The organism is Klebsiella sp. HN106 (assembly GCF_051209435.1).
GTDB lineage: Bacteria > Pseudomonadota > Gammaproteobacteria > Enterobacterales > Enterobacteriaceae > Klebsiella > Klebsiella oxytoca.
In genome coordinates this window covers 212,636-225,978 of record NZ_JBLURD010000004.1, presented here as the reverse complement: position 1 = coordinate 225,978, position 13,343 = coordinate 212,636, and the positions used below count along the sequence as shown (strand labels likewise).

The 13,343-nt window shown below is 56.4% G+C and carries 13 protein-coding genes; 2 read left to right on the top strand and 11 right to left on the bottom strand.

Annotation, left to right across the window (positions count from 1 at the left end):
- Positions 1-6 precede the first annotated feature (6 nt).
- Entirely contained in the window at positions 7-1,224 is a 1,218-nt protein-coding gene (fabB, locus tag ACSIPU_RS13725; RefSeq protein ID WP_004104161.1) for a beta-ketoacyl-ACP synthase I, read from the bottom strand.
- 158 nt (positions 1,225-1,382) lie between these two features.
- Between fabB and mnmC the strand changes: the two genes are divergently transcribed.
- Positions 1,383-3,371, top strand: a complete 1,989-nt coding sequence (gene mnmC / locus ACSIPU_RS13720; protein WP_024274527.1) for a bifunctional tRNA (5-methylaminomethyl-2-thiouridine)(34)-methyltransferase MnmD/FAD-dependent 5-carboxymethylaminomethyl-2-thiouridine(34) oxidoreductase MnmC — start codon at positions 1,383-1,385, stop codon at positions 3,369-3,371.
- Positions 3,372-3,434: 63 nt separating this feature from the next.
- Here the strand turns inward: mnmC and ACSIPU_RS13715 are convergent, their stop codons facing one another.
- The 6 genes from ACSIPU_RS13715 to prmB are packed head-to-tail and all read right to left on the bottom strand — an operon-like array spanning position 3,435 to position 7,985.
- Entirely contained in the window at positions 3,435-3,713 is a 279-nt protein-coding gene (locus ACSIPU_RS13715) for a YfcL family protein (RefSeq protein ID WP_004104165.1), read from the bottom strand.
- Positions 3,714-3,744: 31 nt separating this feature from the next.
- Positions 3,745-4,293, bottom strand: a complete 549-nt coding sequence (locus ACSIPU_RS13710) for an elongation factor P hydroxylase (protein ID WP_016808406.1) — start codon at positions 4,291-4,293, stop codon at positions 3,745-3,747.
- Positions 4,293-5,102, bottom strand: coding sequence for a sulfite exporter TauE/SafE family protein (locus ACSIPU_RS13705; protein ID WP_004104169.1), 810 nt, complete (start codon positions 5,100-5,102; stop codon positions 4,293-4,295). Before ACSIPU_RS13705 ends, ACSIPU_RS13710 begins: the two co-directional genes overlap by 1 nt.
- Positions 5,102-5,926, bottom strand: coding sequence for a penicillin-insensitive murein endopeptidase (mepA, locus tag ACSIPU_RS13700; protein ID WP_032728590.1), 825 nt, complete (start codon positions 5,924-5,926; stop codon positions 5,102-5,104). Before mepA ends, ACSIPU_RS13705 begins: the two co-directional genes overlap by 1 nt.
- A gap of 3 nt (positions 5,927-5,929) precedes the next feature.
- A complete protein-coding gene (aroC, locus tag ACSIPU_RS13695; protein WP_004104176.1) occupies positions 5,930-7,015 on the bottom strand; it encodes a chorismate synthase in 1,086 nt (361 codons plus the stop codon).
- A gap of 37 nt (positions 7,016-7,052) precedes the next feature.
- Positions 7,053-7,985, bottom strand: a complete 933-nt coding sequence (gene prmB / locus ACSIPU_RS13690; protein ID WP_024274529.1) for a 50S ribosomal protein L3 N(5)-glutamine methyltransferase — start codon at positions 7,983-7,985, stop codon at positions 7,053-7,055.
- Positions 7,986-8,152: 167 nt separating this feature from the next.
- On the opposite strand from prmB, the gene smrB reads away from it, so the two are divergent.
- On the top strand, positions 8,153-8,704 hold the full coding sequence (gene smrB, locus ACSIPU_RS13685; protein WP_004104178.1) for an endonuclease SmrB: 552 nt from the start codon (positions 8,153-8,155) through the stop codon (positions 8,702-8,704).
- A 20-nt stretch (positions 8,705-8,724) separates the two neighbouring features.
- On the opposite strand, the gene sixA is transcribed toward smrB, so the two are convergent.
- From sixA to ACSIPU_RS13665, 4 genes are all read right to left on the bottom strand, one after another.
- Complete coding sequence (gene sixA / locus ACSIPU_RS13680; RefSeq protein WP_014230284.1) at positions 8,725-9,210, bottom strand: phosphohistidine phosphatase SixA; 486 nt, start codon at positions 9,208-9,210, stop codon at positions 8,725-8,727.
- A 209-nt stretch (positions 9,211-9,419) separates the two neighbouring features.
- Positions 9,420-11,564, bottom strand: a complete 2,145-nt coding sequence (gene fadJ / locus ACSIPU_RS13675; RefSeq protein ID WP_024274530.1) for a fatty acid oxidation complex subunit alpha FadJ — start codon at positions 11,562-11,564, stop codon at positions 9,420-9,422.
- Positions 11,564-12,874 carry an acetyl-CoA C-acyltransferase FadI gene (fadI, locus tag ACSIPU_RS13670; RefSeq protein ID WP_004104183.1) on the bottom strand — a complete coding sequence of 437 codons (1,311 nt, stop codon included), beginning with the start codon at positions 12,872-12,874 and terminating at the stop codon, positions 11,564-11,566. The genes fadJ and fadI overlap by 1 nt, the downstream gene beginning before the upstream one ends.
- A gap of 159 nt (positions 12,875-13,033) precedes the next feature.
- On the bottom strand, positions 13,034-13,318 hold the full coding sequence (locus ACSIPU_RS13665) for a YfcZ/YiiS family protein (protein ID WP_004104185.1): 285 nt from the start codon (positions 13,316-13,318) through the stop codon (positions 13,034-13,036).
- Positions 13,319-13,343: the final 25 nt, after the last annotated feature.

Here is a 13,343-nt window from a genome sequence, read left to right as displayed (position 1 = left end):
TGCTCGTTATGCGCTGTATTTACGCATCACCAGCGTGGCGTTAGTACCGCCAAAGCCGAAGCTGTTAGACATTACGGTAGTCAGCGCACGCTCGGTCGGCTCGGTCACAATGTTCAGACCAGCTGCCTGTTCGTCCATCTCTTCAATGTTGATGCTCGGGGCAATAAAGCCGTGTTCCAGCATCAGCAGAGAGTAGATAGCCTCCTGTACGCCAGCGGCGCCCAGGGAGTGACCGGTCATCGCTTTGGTCGCGGAGATAGCCGGGCTGTTATCGCCGAAGACTTCGCGAATCGCCCCCAGCTCTTTCACGTCGCCTACCGGCGTAGAGGTACCGTGGGAGTTCAGATAGTCAATCGGCGTATCTACGCCTTCCATCGCCATCTTCATGCAGCGAACCGCACCTTCACCGGACGGGGCAACCATATCTGCGCCATCGGAAGTTGCGCCGTAGCCAACGATTTCAGCATAGATGTGCGCGCCGCGCGCCAGAGCATGTTCCAGCTCTTCAACCACAACCATACCGCCGCCGCCAGCAATAACGAAACCATCACGGTGGGTATCATAAGTACGGGAAGCTTTATCCGGCGTTTCGTTATATTTGGTGGACAGCGCGCCCATCGCGTCGAACTCACACGCCATCTCCCAGCACAGCTCTTCGCCGCCACCGGCAAACACGATATCCTGTTTGCCCAGCTGGATTTGTTCCACAGCATTACCGATGCAGTGCGCAGACGTTGCGCAGGCGGAGCTGATAGAGTAGTTCACACCGTAAATTTTGAAAGGTGTTGCAAGGCAAGCGGAGACCGCGGATGCCATCGCCTTGGTCACCACATAAGGACCTACAGCTTTCAGACCGCGCGGGCTGCGCATGGCATCAGCGCCAAAAACCTGAGATTTAGAAGAACCGCCAGAACCGGCAATCAGGCCCACGCGCGGGTTTTGCTGATAGACCTCATCTTTCAGGCCTGCATCTTCAATCGCCTGCTGCATGGAGAGATAGGAATAGATAGAGGCATCGTTCATGAAACGAACCACTTTACGGTCGATCAAACCGGTTGTATCCAGTTTAACGTTGCCCCATACGTGGCTGCGCATTCCCGAATCTTTAAACTCTTCAGAGAAAGTGATCCCGGAGCGTCCTTCACGCAGAGATGCCAGGACTTCCTGCTGGTTATTACCAATACTGGAAACGATGCCCAGGCCAGTAATCACTGCACGTTTCATTCAATACCTCTGTAAGTCGCACTATATTAAGTTTCGAGTCGCACAATAGCGTACACTTGTACGCCGAACAAGTCCGATCAGCCAATTTGTGTATAAATTTGCGCCCTCAGGCACACATCGTTAAGATCGTTCTACGCCTTGTGATTCGAGTAACTTACGTGAAACAAAACGCCATACAACCTGCCAACCTGGAATTCAACGCTGAGGGTACACCTGTTTCCCGAGATTTCGACGATGTCTACTTTTCCAATGACAACGGTCTGGAAGAGACGCGCTACGTTTTCCTCGACGGCAACCGGCTCAACGAACGTTTTTCAACACACTCACGTCCGTTATTTGTGGTTGCCGAAAGCGGGTTCGGTACCGGCCTTAACTTTCTGACGCTGTGGCAGGCGTTTGACGTTTTTCGCCGCGATAACCCTCAGGCTACCCTGCAAAGATTACACTTCATCAGTTTCGAAAAATTCCCGCTGCGCGCGGACGATCTGCGCCTCGCTCACCAGCACTGGCCGGAGCTTGCGCCCTGGGCCGAGCAGCTGCAGGCCCGTTGGCCGCTGCCGTTTGCCGGCTGTCATCGACTGCTGCTGGACGAGGGCCGCATCACGCTGGATTTATGGTTTGGCGATATTAACCAGCTGACCAACGAGCTGGACGACTCGCTCAATCAGCAGGTAGACGCCTGGTTTCTGGATGGCTTTGCGCCCGCCAAAAACCCGGACATGTGGACGGCGGAACTCTTTGCGGCAATGGCTCGCCTGGCGAGACCCGGCGGCACTCTGGCCACCTTTACCTCCGCAGGTTTTGTGCGCCGCGGGCTGGAGGAAGCCGGTTTCAGCATGCAGAAACGCAAGGGCTTTGGCCGCAAGCGAGAAATGCTCATCGGGGAAATGAATCAACGACTCAACTTTCCCGCGCGTGCGCCGTGGTTTGCCCGCAGCGGCACTGAACAGCGCGATGCGGCGATTGTTGGCGGAGGGATCGCCAGCGCCCTGCTCGCTCTGGCGCTGCTGCGGCGCGGGTGGCAGGTGACACTATACTGCGCCGATGACGCTCCGGCACAAGGCGCATCCGGCAATCGCCAGGGAGCGCTCTATCCGCTGCTCAGCCAGCACGACCCCGCCCTGGCCCGCTTTTTCCCCGCTGCATTTACTTTCGCTCGCCGCCTCTACGACGATCTGCCGGTCATGTTCGATCATGACTGGTGCGGGGTGACGCAGCTGGGCTGGGATGAAAAAAGCGCGCATAAAATTGCCCAGATGGTTGAGCTTAATCTGCCGCCGGAAATCGCCCTCGCCGTTAATGCGCAGAGCGCTGCGGAACAAGCAGGAGTGGAAACCGGCTGCGGAGGAATAACCTATCCTGCCGGAGGCTGGCTGTGCCCCCAGCAGTTAACCGCAGAACTGCTGGCGCTCGCCGCCACTCGCGGATTACGGGTTCACTACCGATATCCCGTAGAGACTATCAGCGCGGACAATACCGGCTGGCAATTAAACGATCGTCAGTTTCATGAAGTCGTGGTGCTGGCCAATGGCCATCAGGTAACCCGCTTCAGCCAGACGGAGCATCTTCCGATGTATCCCGTCGCCGGCCAGGTCAGCCATATACCAACAACGCCAGGGCTATCGTCTTTACGCCAGGTGCTGTGCTACAACGGCTACCTGACGCCGCAAAACCCGCACAACCAGCAGCACTGCATCGGCGCCAGCTATCATCGTGGACAGACGGATACCGCGTTTAGCGCCGACGATCAGCAGCAGAATCGACAGCGTCTGATAGACTGTTTCCCGCAGGCGCAATGGACGCGGGAGGTTGACGTAAGCGCGAATGAGTCCCGCAGCGGCGTGCGCTGTGCGACGCGCGATCATTTGCCGATGGTCGGCAGCGTGCCTGATTATGACGCGACCTTAAGTGAATATGCCTCGCTGGCTGAACATCAGGATAAGGCCAGAGCAGCGCCGGTTTACCGCAATCTTTATATGCTGGGAGCGCTGGGTTCGCGCGGCCTCTGCTCCGCCCCGCTCGCGGCAGAGATCCTCGCGGCGCAAATGAGCAATGAGCCATTACCGATGGATCAAGAGACGCTAGCTGCGCTGAATCCGAACCGGCTATGGGTAAGAAAACTGCTGAAGGGGAGAGCGGTGAAATAATAGCGGAGGAACCGTGCCCGGCGGGATGAACGCCGGGCGTCGGCTTAAGGAAGCGCTACAGAACTACGCCTGCATCGCCTTCTGATACAAACTGTCCCACATTCCCTGCACCAGTATCTGATCCGGCGGCGACAGTTCGCCCGCGCTGATGGCTTTTTCCAGGCTTTGGGTCACTTTATCATGCACCGCCTGCGCAGTATGCTCCCCTTCTCCTTCCAGCTCGGCCACCGCCAGCGTCAGGTGGCCGCGCAGATAACCGCCGGCAAACAGTTCATCATCACTGGCGTGGTCTACCATATTGTCAATTAACGCCAGAATGCGTGATTCAAACTCCGCGATCATCTTCTTTCCTCATATTATGTAAAGCGTGGCCTTAGTGCAGGTCTTCCGGCCACGGGAACTGTTCTGCCGTCAAAGGCGGCGTTTGGTAATATTCTTGCAGCGCCTTGATAAAACGCGCGGGACGCTCAGGGATCCCTTGCTCCAGATAGATCATGACCTGGGCATGTACCCGCCGCTGAAAAGCGATCCGATCGGGTTCAAAATCCCCTTCCAGATTGTCGCAGCTGACGTTAAACGGATATCCCGCCGCCACGCAAAACAGCCAGTCGAACGCCTGAGGTTTCACCTCGACGTCTTCAAATTTTGACTGGGTCATCGCGTCGCGCCCGTCCGGGCAGTACCAGTAACCGAAATCAACCAGCTCGCGGCGCGCCTTTCCGGCAATGCACCAGTGCGAAATCTCGTGCAGCGCGCTGGCATAAAAGCCGTGGGCAAAGACGATGCGGTTATAGGGCACCTCTTCATCTGCTGGAAGATAGATCGGTTCGTCATCGCCTTTAATCAGACGGGTATTAAAATCATCGGCAAAACAGCCGTCGAAGATTTCGATCAGCTGTTCGTATTTATGCGTACTGTTCATTAGTTCATCCCCAACCAGCGGAGGATCTCCTGTCCATGGCTATCATAAAGAAGTTTCGCGCTCATCACCGCCGACACCACAACGATCATTGGCCGAATCAGTGACTGTCCTTTGCTCAGCACCAGTCGAGATCCCGCGCGAGCGCCGATAAACTGCCCGGCCATCATCACAAAGCCGGTCGCCCAAATCACCTTACCGCCAATAATAAACAGCAGCAGGCCGCCAACGTTGGACGTCGCGTTAAGCAATTTTGCATGCGCGGTCGATTTCGCCAGATTGAACCCCGCCAGGGTGACGAAAGCCAACGCGTAAAAGGATCCGGCGCCCGGGCCAAAGAAACCATCGTAAAAACCGACGCAGCCGCCAGCCACCAGGGCAAACGGCAGACCGTACAGACGTCGCTGCCGGTCCTCTTCGCCGAGTTTCGGCATCAGCAGAAAATAGAGGCCAATGCCGATAACCAGGATTGGCAGTATCTGTTTGAGAACATCAGACTGGACGTGCTGGACCAGCAGCGCGCCGCCGGTCGAGCCGAGAAAGGTCATCAGAATATTGAGCTTCTGGTCGGCCAGATTCACTACCTTGCGGCGGATGAAATAAAGCGAAGCGGACAGCGACCCGCCGCAGGCCTGCAGCTTATTCGTTGCCAGCGCCTGCGCTGGAGGAAGACCCGCCGCCATCAGGGCCGGGACGGTTAATAGCCCGCCGCCGCCCGCCAGGGAGTCAATAAATCCCGCCAGAATGGCCACGAAAAACAGCACCACCATTACCGTCGGCGATACCATAAAAAGATCGATAAAACTATCCATTAAAGAACATGCTCATCCAGTAGCGCCTGGCAGGAAGGCGGCAGCGGAGGCGGCGTCTTCTTCACAGGTGGGGTTGATCCTGGTTTAGGGGGTTCAAACCAGCTTTGCAATTCCGCACCGCAGCCATCGCCGGCCGGTGGCGGAGCCTGATCTTCGCACTCAAGGCTGCCTGCCGGACAGCGCAGGCGCACGTGCATATGCGCCCGGTGCTGGAACCATGGGCGAACTTTGCGTAGCCAGTCGCGATCGTTACCGGCATCCAGGCACAGTTGCTGCTTAATTGCCGGGTTGACGAAAATACGCGTGACGTCGCTATCTTCCGCCGCCATCTTAATCAGCTGGCTAATTTGCGGGCTCCACAACGAGGGCACGACGCGCTGACCATCGCGGGCCACCAGATCCAGCGCCTGCGGCTTCAGCAGCTGAGCTGAACTCCAGCGCGCCTGCGGAAGCTGCAGAAAAATATCGACGTCAAGCCCGGACTGATGGCTGGCATGACCGCCGTTGAAACGCCCCCCGGCCGGCATCCCCATATCGCCAATCAGTACCGTTCCCATACCTCTGTTATACGCCTGGTTGCTTAGACGCTGAATAAACTGCACGAGATCCGGATGGCCGAAGTAGCGGCGCTGATCGGTACGCATCACCTGATAGCCGGTGGCGTTTAACGGCAGCGCCTGCGCGCCGACGATGCAGCCATTGGCAAATGCACCGATCGACTGCGGGCTGCCGCTGATGGGCTGGGAGATTTTCTGCCACGGCGTTGCCGCCAGGCTGGTACCGCTGGCGAGAAGCGCCAGCAGTGCGATAACGGTTTTTTTCATCTATTACCAGCGTGGAATTGATGTCGTCACGTCGCCATTTTGCGCGCGCTGACGCATAAAGTGATCCATAAGCACGATCGCCAGCATCGCTTCGGCAATCGGTACCGCACGAATGCCAACGCAGGGATCGTGACGCCCTTTGGTGATCATCTCGACTTCTTCGCCAGAGCGATTAATCGTATGTCCCGGAACGGTAATACTGGAGGTAGGCTTCAGCGCAATGTTCGCCACGATCTGCTGACCGCTGCTGATACCACCTAGAATGCCGCCCGCGTGGTTGCTCTGGAAACCCGCTTTGGTAATTTCATCGCGGTTTTCGCTGCCGCGAAGCTTCACCACCTCAAAACCATCGCCAATTTCCACGCCCTTCACCGCATTAATGCTCATCAGCGCGTGCGCAATGTCCGCATCGAGGCGGTCAAATACCGGCTCACCGAGCCCCGGCGGAACGCCATCGGCCACCACGGTTACTTTCGCTCCGATGGAGTCGCCCTCTTTTTTCAGGCCTCGCATCAGTTCATCGAGCGCTTCAATTTTCTCTGGATCCGGACAGAAGAACGGGTTTTGTTCAACCTGTTCCCAATCTTTGATAGCCAGAGGAATATCCCCCATCTGGGTCAGGCAGCCGCGAATCACAATCCCGAATTTCGCGGCGAGGAATTTCTTGGCAATCGCTCCGGCAGCCACGCGCATAGCGGTTTCACGGGCAGAGGAACGACCGCCGCCGCGATAGTCGCGCAGGCCATATTTCTGTTCGTAGGTGTAGTCAGCGTGGCCCGGGCGGAAAACGTCTTTAATCGCGCCGTAATCCTGAGAACGCTGATCGGTATTCTCAATCAGCAGACCAATGCTGGTCCCGGTAGTCACCCCCTCGAATACGCCGGAGAGGATTTTAACCTGGTCCGGTTCGCGGCGCTGGGTAGTATAGCGCGATGTTCCCGGACGTCGGCGATCGAGATCGTGCTGCAGATCGGCTTCGGTTAGCGGAATGCCGGGCGGTACGCCGTCGACGATACAGCCCAGCGCCAGGCCGTGCGATTCGCCAAACGTCGTGACGCGAAAGAGTTGTCCAATTGTGTTTCCTGCCATCACGGCTCCGTTCTTGTCGTTATGTTTGCGTGTTGTTTTAGTCTTTATAGATGCCGAAATGCGCGCGGGCGGCAATCAGCTGCGGTTTAGTCAGCATAAAGACGCCATCGCCGCCGTTTTCAAACTCCAGCCAGGTAAATGGAACGTCAGGATACTGTTCCATCAGATGTACCATGCTGTTGCCGACTTCACAAATCAGGATACCGTCATCGCTGAGATAATCCGGCGCGCAGGCCAGGATCCGCCGAGTTAGCTTCAGGCCATCGCTACCGGACGCCAGGCCGAGAACCGGTTCATGACGATATTCACCCGGCAGGTCGGACATATCTTCTTCATCGACGTACGGCGGATTAGTGACGATCAGATCGTATTGCACCTTCGGCAGGTCGCGGAACAGATCGGAGCGAATTGGCGTCACGTGGTGAATTAAGCCATGGTCTTCTACGTTCTGCTCGGTAACGGCCAGCGCATCAGGGGAAATATCGACCGCATCGACTTCCGCTTCCGGAAAAGCGTAAGCGCAGGCGATAGCGATACAGCCGCTGCCGGTGCACATATCGAGGATGTGCTGCGGATAGTGGTCAATCAGGCCGGAAAAATGGTTATTAATGAGTTCGCCAATCGGCGAGCGCGGCACCAGCACGCGCTCATCGACGTAAAACTCATGTCCGCAGAACCAGGCTTTGTTGGTCAGATAAGCGACCGGAATGCGTTCGTTAATGCGGCGAATCACGCGCTCAACGATTCGGTGTTTCTCACTGGAAGTCAGGCGCGCGGTGCGCATATCTTCCGGAATATCGAGCGGCAGATACAGCGACGGCATCACCAGCTGCACCGCTTCGTCCCACGGGTTGTCGGTACCGTGTCCGTACCAGATATTTGCAGCGCTGAAGCGACTAACCGCCCAACGCAGCATGTCCTGAATGGTATGAAGCTCATTAACGGCTTCATCAACAAAAATTTTATCCACGCTATCCCCCAGGGCACGCTCTGCTATAAATTCGGCGGCTAGTTTGCCACGAAGACGGGGATAAATCAGCATTCTTACGTCACGCTGAGGGGGAAAAAGAGGTTTTCCTTGCCTGGATGCGTGGCGAGTCGGGTAAACTACCGGCAAAGAAAAAATGAGACCAGGTAATGAAAAAGAAAACAACGCTAAGCGAGGAGGATCAGGCATTGTTCCGGCAGCTAATGACCGGCACTCGTCAGATTAAGCAGGACACCATTGTTCACCGTCCGCAGCGCAAAAAAATCGCTGAAGTACCGCCCAAGCGGCTGCTCCAGGAGCAGGCCGATAACAGCCACTACTTTTCTGATGAGTTTCAGCCGTTGCTGAATACCGAAGGATCGGTGAAGTATGTGCGTGCGGACGTCAGCCACTTTGAGCTGAAAAAACTGCGTCGGGGTGATTATTCGCCGGAGCTGTTTCTCGATCTGCACGGTTTGACCCAGCAGCAGGCCAAGCAGGAGCTGGGGGCGTTGATTGCCGCCTGCCGTCGCGAGCACGTATTTTGCGCCTGCGTAATGCACGGGCATGGGAAGCATATTCTCAAACAGCAAACGCCGCTATGGCTGGCTCAGCACCCGCATATCATGGCGTTTCATCAGGCACCAAAAGAGTACGGCGGTGACGCCGCACTGCTGGTACTGATTGAAGTTGAAGAGTGGCAACCGCCGGAGCTTCCGTAAAACGTCGGCTCCGGAGGAAATCAGATAGCTTTCGCCATCTTCAAATTGCAGGGGCTCATTTGCCAGTTGAACTCGCCTTTGCCGCTGGCATCAAGCGTAACGCAGGCAATCGCCGAAGTGGTGAACATCGGGGGAGTTTCCCCCGGGCACAGCTCTGAGACGAGGTACCCCACCAGAGGGAGGTGGGACACGACCAGCGCCGTCGCCACACCTTCATTCGCCAGCGCCTGGAGATAAGCGCTGACCATGCCAACATCGCCGCACGGCGTGAGTTCCGGCATCACGTCGACATCTTTTGGCAGATTCATGCACTCCCCAACGATTTCCAGCGTCTGTTCTGCACGCAGGTAGGGACTGACAAGAACTCGCTCAATATCCACTTTTTGACCTTTCAGCCAGGTTGCCATCTGACGAGACTCATCGCAACCGCAGACGGTTAATGGACGAACCGAGTCACTGGCTGCATCGAGGGCAGCGTCGCCGTGACGCATGATAAAAACTTGCATATTGCACCGCTTTTGTTAACCAGAAGCACCGCGGTCTTACCCACGTAGACGATACGCAGGTGACCCGGTGGCCGGGCATTGTGCCTGATCCATTCAACGAATGAAACGCTGTTTTTTACCTCAATGGCGTAAGTATAGTCAACTATCGCTTACAAAATCGCCAAAGCACTGCGCCATTCACAAACGGATTTACCTTCTTTGACCACAACTTAGGTCGTACGTTCATCAGCGGGCCAAAAGGTCGCCCCCTGCTCGGCCATGTGTAACAAAGTGTCACATGGTGTAAAACGCGGGCCGTATTGTGCGGCCAGACGCTGCAAAATCGCTGCGACTTCCCCCGCACCCAATCTATCCATATAGCGGAACGGGCCGCCAAGGAACGGCGGAAAGCCAATGCCAAACACGGCGCCGATATCGCCATCGCGAGCGTTGCGAATAACCTGCTCATCGAAGCAGCGCGCCGCTTCATTGAGCATCATCATGACGCAGCGTTCCGCCACCTGCTGCGCGGACAAGCGCGCCTGTGGAGAAGCGATACCCAGCAGGTTGTAAATCGCCGGGTCGGGCCGTTTTTTGCTTTTACGCCCTTTTACCGCATAAAGATAGAAACCCCGGTTATTTTTTCTCCCTTTGCGATCGTCATTCAGAATTGCGCTAATGATGTTTGCAGGCGGGCTAAAACGCTCTCCCCATGCCGCCTCCAGAACGGGAATAATTTTAGTGCCGGTCTCGATCCCCACTTCATCAAGAAGCTGAATTGGCCCTACCGGAAAGCCAAATTGAACCAACGACTTATCAATGTGATCGATCGGCTCCCCTTCTATTAACAGGCGCATGGCTTCATTAATATAGGGCGCGAGAATTCGGTTAACATAAAATCCGGCTTTATCCGCGACGACAATCGGCGTTTTCCCCTGCAGCTTCGCCAGCTTTACCACCGTGGCAATAGTCTGCCGATCGGTACCACGATGTGGAATCACTTCGACCAGCGGCATTTTTTCTACCGGGCTGAAAAAGTGCAGGCCGATAACCCGATGCGGTCTGCTCGCTTGCGCCGCGATCTCTGCGATCGGTAAAGACGACGTATTAGAGGCAAAGATCGTCTCCGGGTGGCAGTGTTGTTCCACTTCGCTGACCATTTTCTGCTTGAGCGTCAGATCTTCAAATACCGCTTCGATCACCACATCGCGATGGGCAAAGCCCTGGTAATCCAGCGAACCGGTAATCAACCCCATCTGGCGATCGCGCTCGCTGGCGCGCAGATAGCGGCGGCGCACCTGTTTATCGAGCAGATCCCAACTGTATTTCAATGCATGATTTATCCCGCGCGGCTGAATGTCCTTAATGCGGACCGGCAATTCTCCTTTGCATGCGGTGACGTAGGCGATGCCGCCCCCCATCAGTCCTCCGCCAAGAATGCCCACGCTACGCAGCGCGACGGGCTGCGCATCCGCACCGCGATCCTTTTTTAGATCGGTGCTGGCGAAAAAAATCGATCGTAGCGCCTGCGATTGCGGCGTCATCGCCAGCTCGCCAAAAGCGCGGGCTTCTTCTGCGTATCCGCTGCTGCAGCCCTGCGCCAGTCCGGTCTCAATCACCTGCAGAATGCGCTCAGTTGCCGGGTAGTTGCCCTGGGTTTTGTGATGCGTCTTTTTCGCTACCAGACGAAACAGCAGGCTGCGGGCGAGAGGTCCTGCGAGAATACGTTCGCGCGCCGGGACGGTACGGCTTGCCGGACGACCTTTAAGAGCCCGTTCAACTGCGGTTTGTAGCAGGATGGTCTGTGGCACCACTTCATCGACCAGTCCCGCCTTCAGAGCCTGGCGCGGGCGAAGCTGTTTGCCGGTCAGGATCATCTCCAGCGCGCTGCTGACGCCAATTAATCGCGGTAAACGCTGGGTGCCGCCAGAACCTGGCAGCAGGCCCAACTGAACTTCCGGCAGGCCAAGCCGGGTTTTATTATCATCGCTGCATACCCGCCCGTGGCAGGCCAGCGCCAGTTCCAGGCCTCCGCCCAGGCATGCGCCGTGAATTGCGGCGATCACTGGAATGGGGAGCCCGTGGATCTCGGCCATGATTTGCTGCCCCTGACGGGCCAGCGCCTCCGCTTCCTGAGCGGAATGACAGCGGGCAATCATGTTGATATCGGCCCCGGCGATAAAGTTATCCGCTTTTGCGGAAATAAATACCGCGCCGCGCAGTTCTTTATTGTCGCGGAGCTGACGGATAATTCCCCGCACCTCGCTGGCGAACTCAGCTTTCAGGGTGTTCATTTTTTCACCTGGCGCGTCAATGGTGATGACAGCGATATTGTCCGGGCGAACCTCAAGCGTAAATGCCGACACGGTTTCCATCATTCGGCCTCCAGAACCATAGCTGAACCCAACCCACCCGCCGCGCAGGCGGTAACCAGCCCAAATCCTCCGCCGCGACGCTGCAGTTCATGCAGCGTTTGGGTAATCATTCGCGCGCCGGTGGCGGCAAAGGGATGGCCGTAGGCAATCGAACCGCCAAGCACGTTGAATTTGCTCTCATCGACTTCGCCGATAGCCTGAGAGCGGCCAAGCACCTCACGGGCAAATCGATCGCTGGCCATGCATTGCAAATTCGCCAGCGTTTGCGCAGCAAAGGCTTCATGCATATCAATCAGGGTTAAATCGGCCAGCGTCAGCCCGGCTCTTTCCAGCGCCAGCGGCGTCGACCACGCCGGACCCAGCAGCATATCCTGGCGAACATCAATCGCGGTAAAAGCGTAGCTGCGCAGGTAGCCCAGCGGTATTAACCCAAGCGCTTTAGCCCGGGATTCGGTCATCAGGATCACCGCCGCCGCCCCATCGGTTAACGGCGTACTGTTAGCGGCGGTCACGCTACCGTGTTTGCGATCGAAGGCCGGACGTAACTTTTGGTAATCTGCCAGCGTTGAATTCTTACGGATGTTGTTATCCTGTTCCAGAGGTTCACGGAACGGCGGCGTGTAGGCAGTCATGACTTCTGCCGTTAATTTCCCTTCCTCCCAGGCCCTCGCCGCAAGCTGGTGCGAACGAAGCGCCAGCGCATCCTGCCGCTCACGCGTGATACCCCACGTTTTCGCCATCTGCTCAGCGGTATCGCCCATCCGCAGACCGGTGGAATATTCGGCAACAGCTGGTGGCACAGGGAGAAGATCGCGGAAACGCAGCCGGGAAAAGAGCTTCAGGCGCTGTCCCAAAGTGCGGGCTTTGTTGGCATCAACAAGCGTTCTGGCAAGTTTTTTGCTCACGCCAATGGGCAATACGGAAGAGGAGTCGGCCCCGCCGGCGATGCCTGCATGAATGGTTCCCGCCATCAGGCTCTCCGCGACGTTGGCCACCGCCTGAAAGCTGGTCGCACAGGCGCGACTGACGCTATAGGCATCAGTATGTACGCTCATACCGGTACCCAGCACAATTTCCCGCGCGATGTTCGGTGCTTCCGGCATCTGTACCACCTGACCAAATACCAGCAGGTCTATTATATCCGCGGGGATATTGCTGCGAGCCAGCATTTCGCCGACCACCAGCTTACCTAAATCAACGGCTGGAACGCCGTGGAAAGCCGTCGCCTGCCGGGCAAACGGCGTACGTAAACCGCTGACGATGGCGATACGATCGCCCTGACGGGTGACTAGCGGTAATGCCTGACTCATAACGCTCCCCTGTTAACCGATAAAACAAAGTGGTCTGACCTGATAACAGTTTTAACTAATATTTTACATTAAGCCAATCGGGGAACAGAAAAAGTGCGAGCCAAAACACATTGATTAGAAAAGATAACGCCCCTGCGAGGAGGAGCGTTTGGGAAGGGATTAACGCAGGCCGAGCTGGAAAATCAGGGTTTCAGCTTCGCAGCTAAACACGAAATCGATATCCAGCTTCACGCCGCCATCAACATCAGTAAAGGTCGGGGTGATTTTGCACGGCTCCGATTCAACATTACGCGCTCTTTCACTCAATGCGGCAAGCATTTCTTCCGCTTCGGCGCGGTTCGCAAACACGCGGCTATAAGATGCGGTGCAATCGGTGTTGTCCATGATGGTACCAACATCCATACAGCAGCAAACCGGGGTTTCATCAGCACTGCATTTACTCATCGTAGATTTCCTCTGTATATGCACT

Bases quoted from the DNA above. Each gene is read 5' to 3' on its own strand.
- fabB (WP_004104161.1), bottom strand. From the start codon at position 1,224: ATGAAACGTGCAGTGATTACTGGCCTGGGCATCGTTTCCAGTATTGGT.
- ACSIPU_RS13715 (WP_004104165.1), bottom strand. From the start codon at position 3,713: ATGATCGCGGAGTTTGAATCACGCATTCTGGCGTTAATTGACAATATG.
- ACSIPU_RS13710 (WP_016808406.1), bottom strand. From the start codon at position 4,293: ATGAACAGTACGCATAAATACGAACAGCTGATCGAAATCTTCGACGGC.
- ACSIPU_RS13705 (WP_004104169.1), bottom strand. From the start codon at position 5,102: ATGGATAGTTTTATCGATCTTTTTATGGTATCGCCGACGGTAATGGTG.
- mepA (WP_032728590.1), bottom strand. From the start codon at position 5,926: ATGAAAAAAACCGTTATCGCACTGCTGGCGCTTCTCGCCAGCGGTACC.
- aroC (WP_004104176.1), bottom strand. From the start codon at position 7,015: ATGGCAGGAAACACAATTGGACAACTCTTTCGCGTCACGACGTTTGGC.
- smrB (WP_004104178.1), top strand. From the start codon at position 8,153: ATGAAAAAGAAAACAACGCTAAGCGAGGAGGATCAGGCATTGTTCCGG.
- sixA (WP_014230284.1), bottom strand. From the start codon at position 9,210: ATGCAAGTTTTTATCATGCGTCACGGCGACGCTGCCCTCGATGCAGCC.
- fadJ (WP_024274530.1), bottom strand. From the start codon at position 11,564: ATGGAAACCGTGTCGGCATTTACGCTTGAGGTTCGCCCGGACAATATC.
- fadI (WP_004104183.1), bottom strand. From the start codon at position 12,874: ATGAGTCAGGCATTACCGCTAGTCACCCGTCAGGGCGATCGTATCGCC.
- ACSIPU_RS13665 (WP_004104185.1), bottom strand. From the start codon at position 13,318: ATGAGTAAATGCAGTGCTGATGAAACCCCGGTTTGCTGCTGTATGGAT.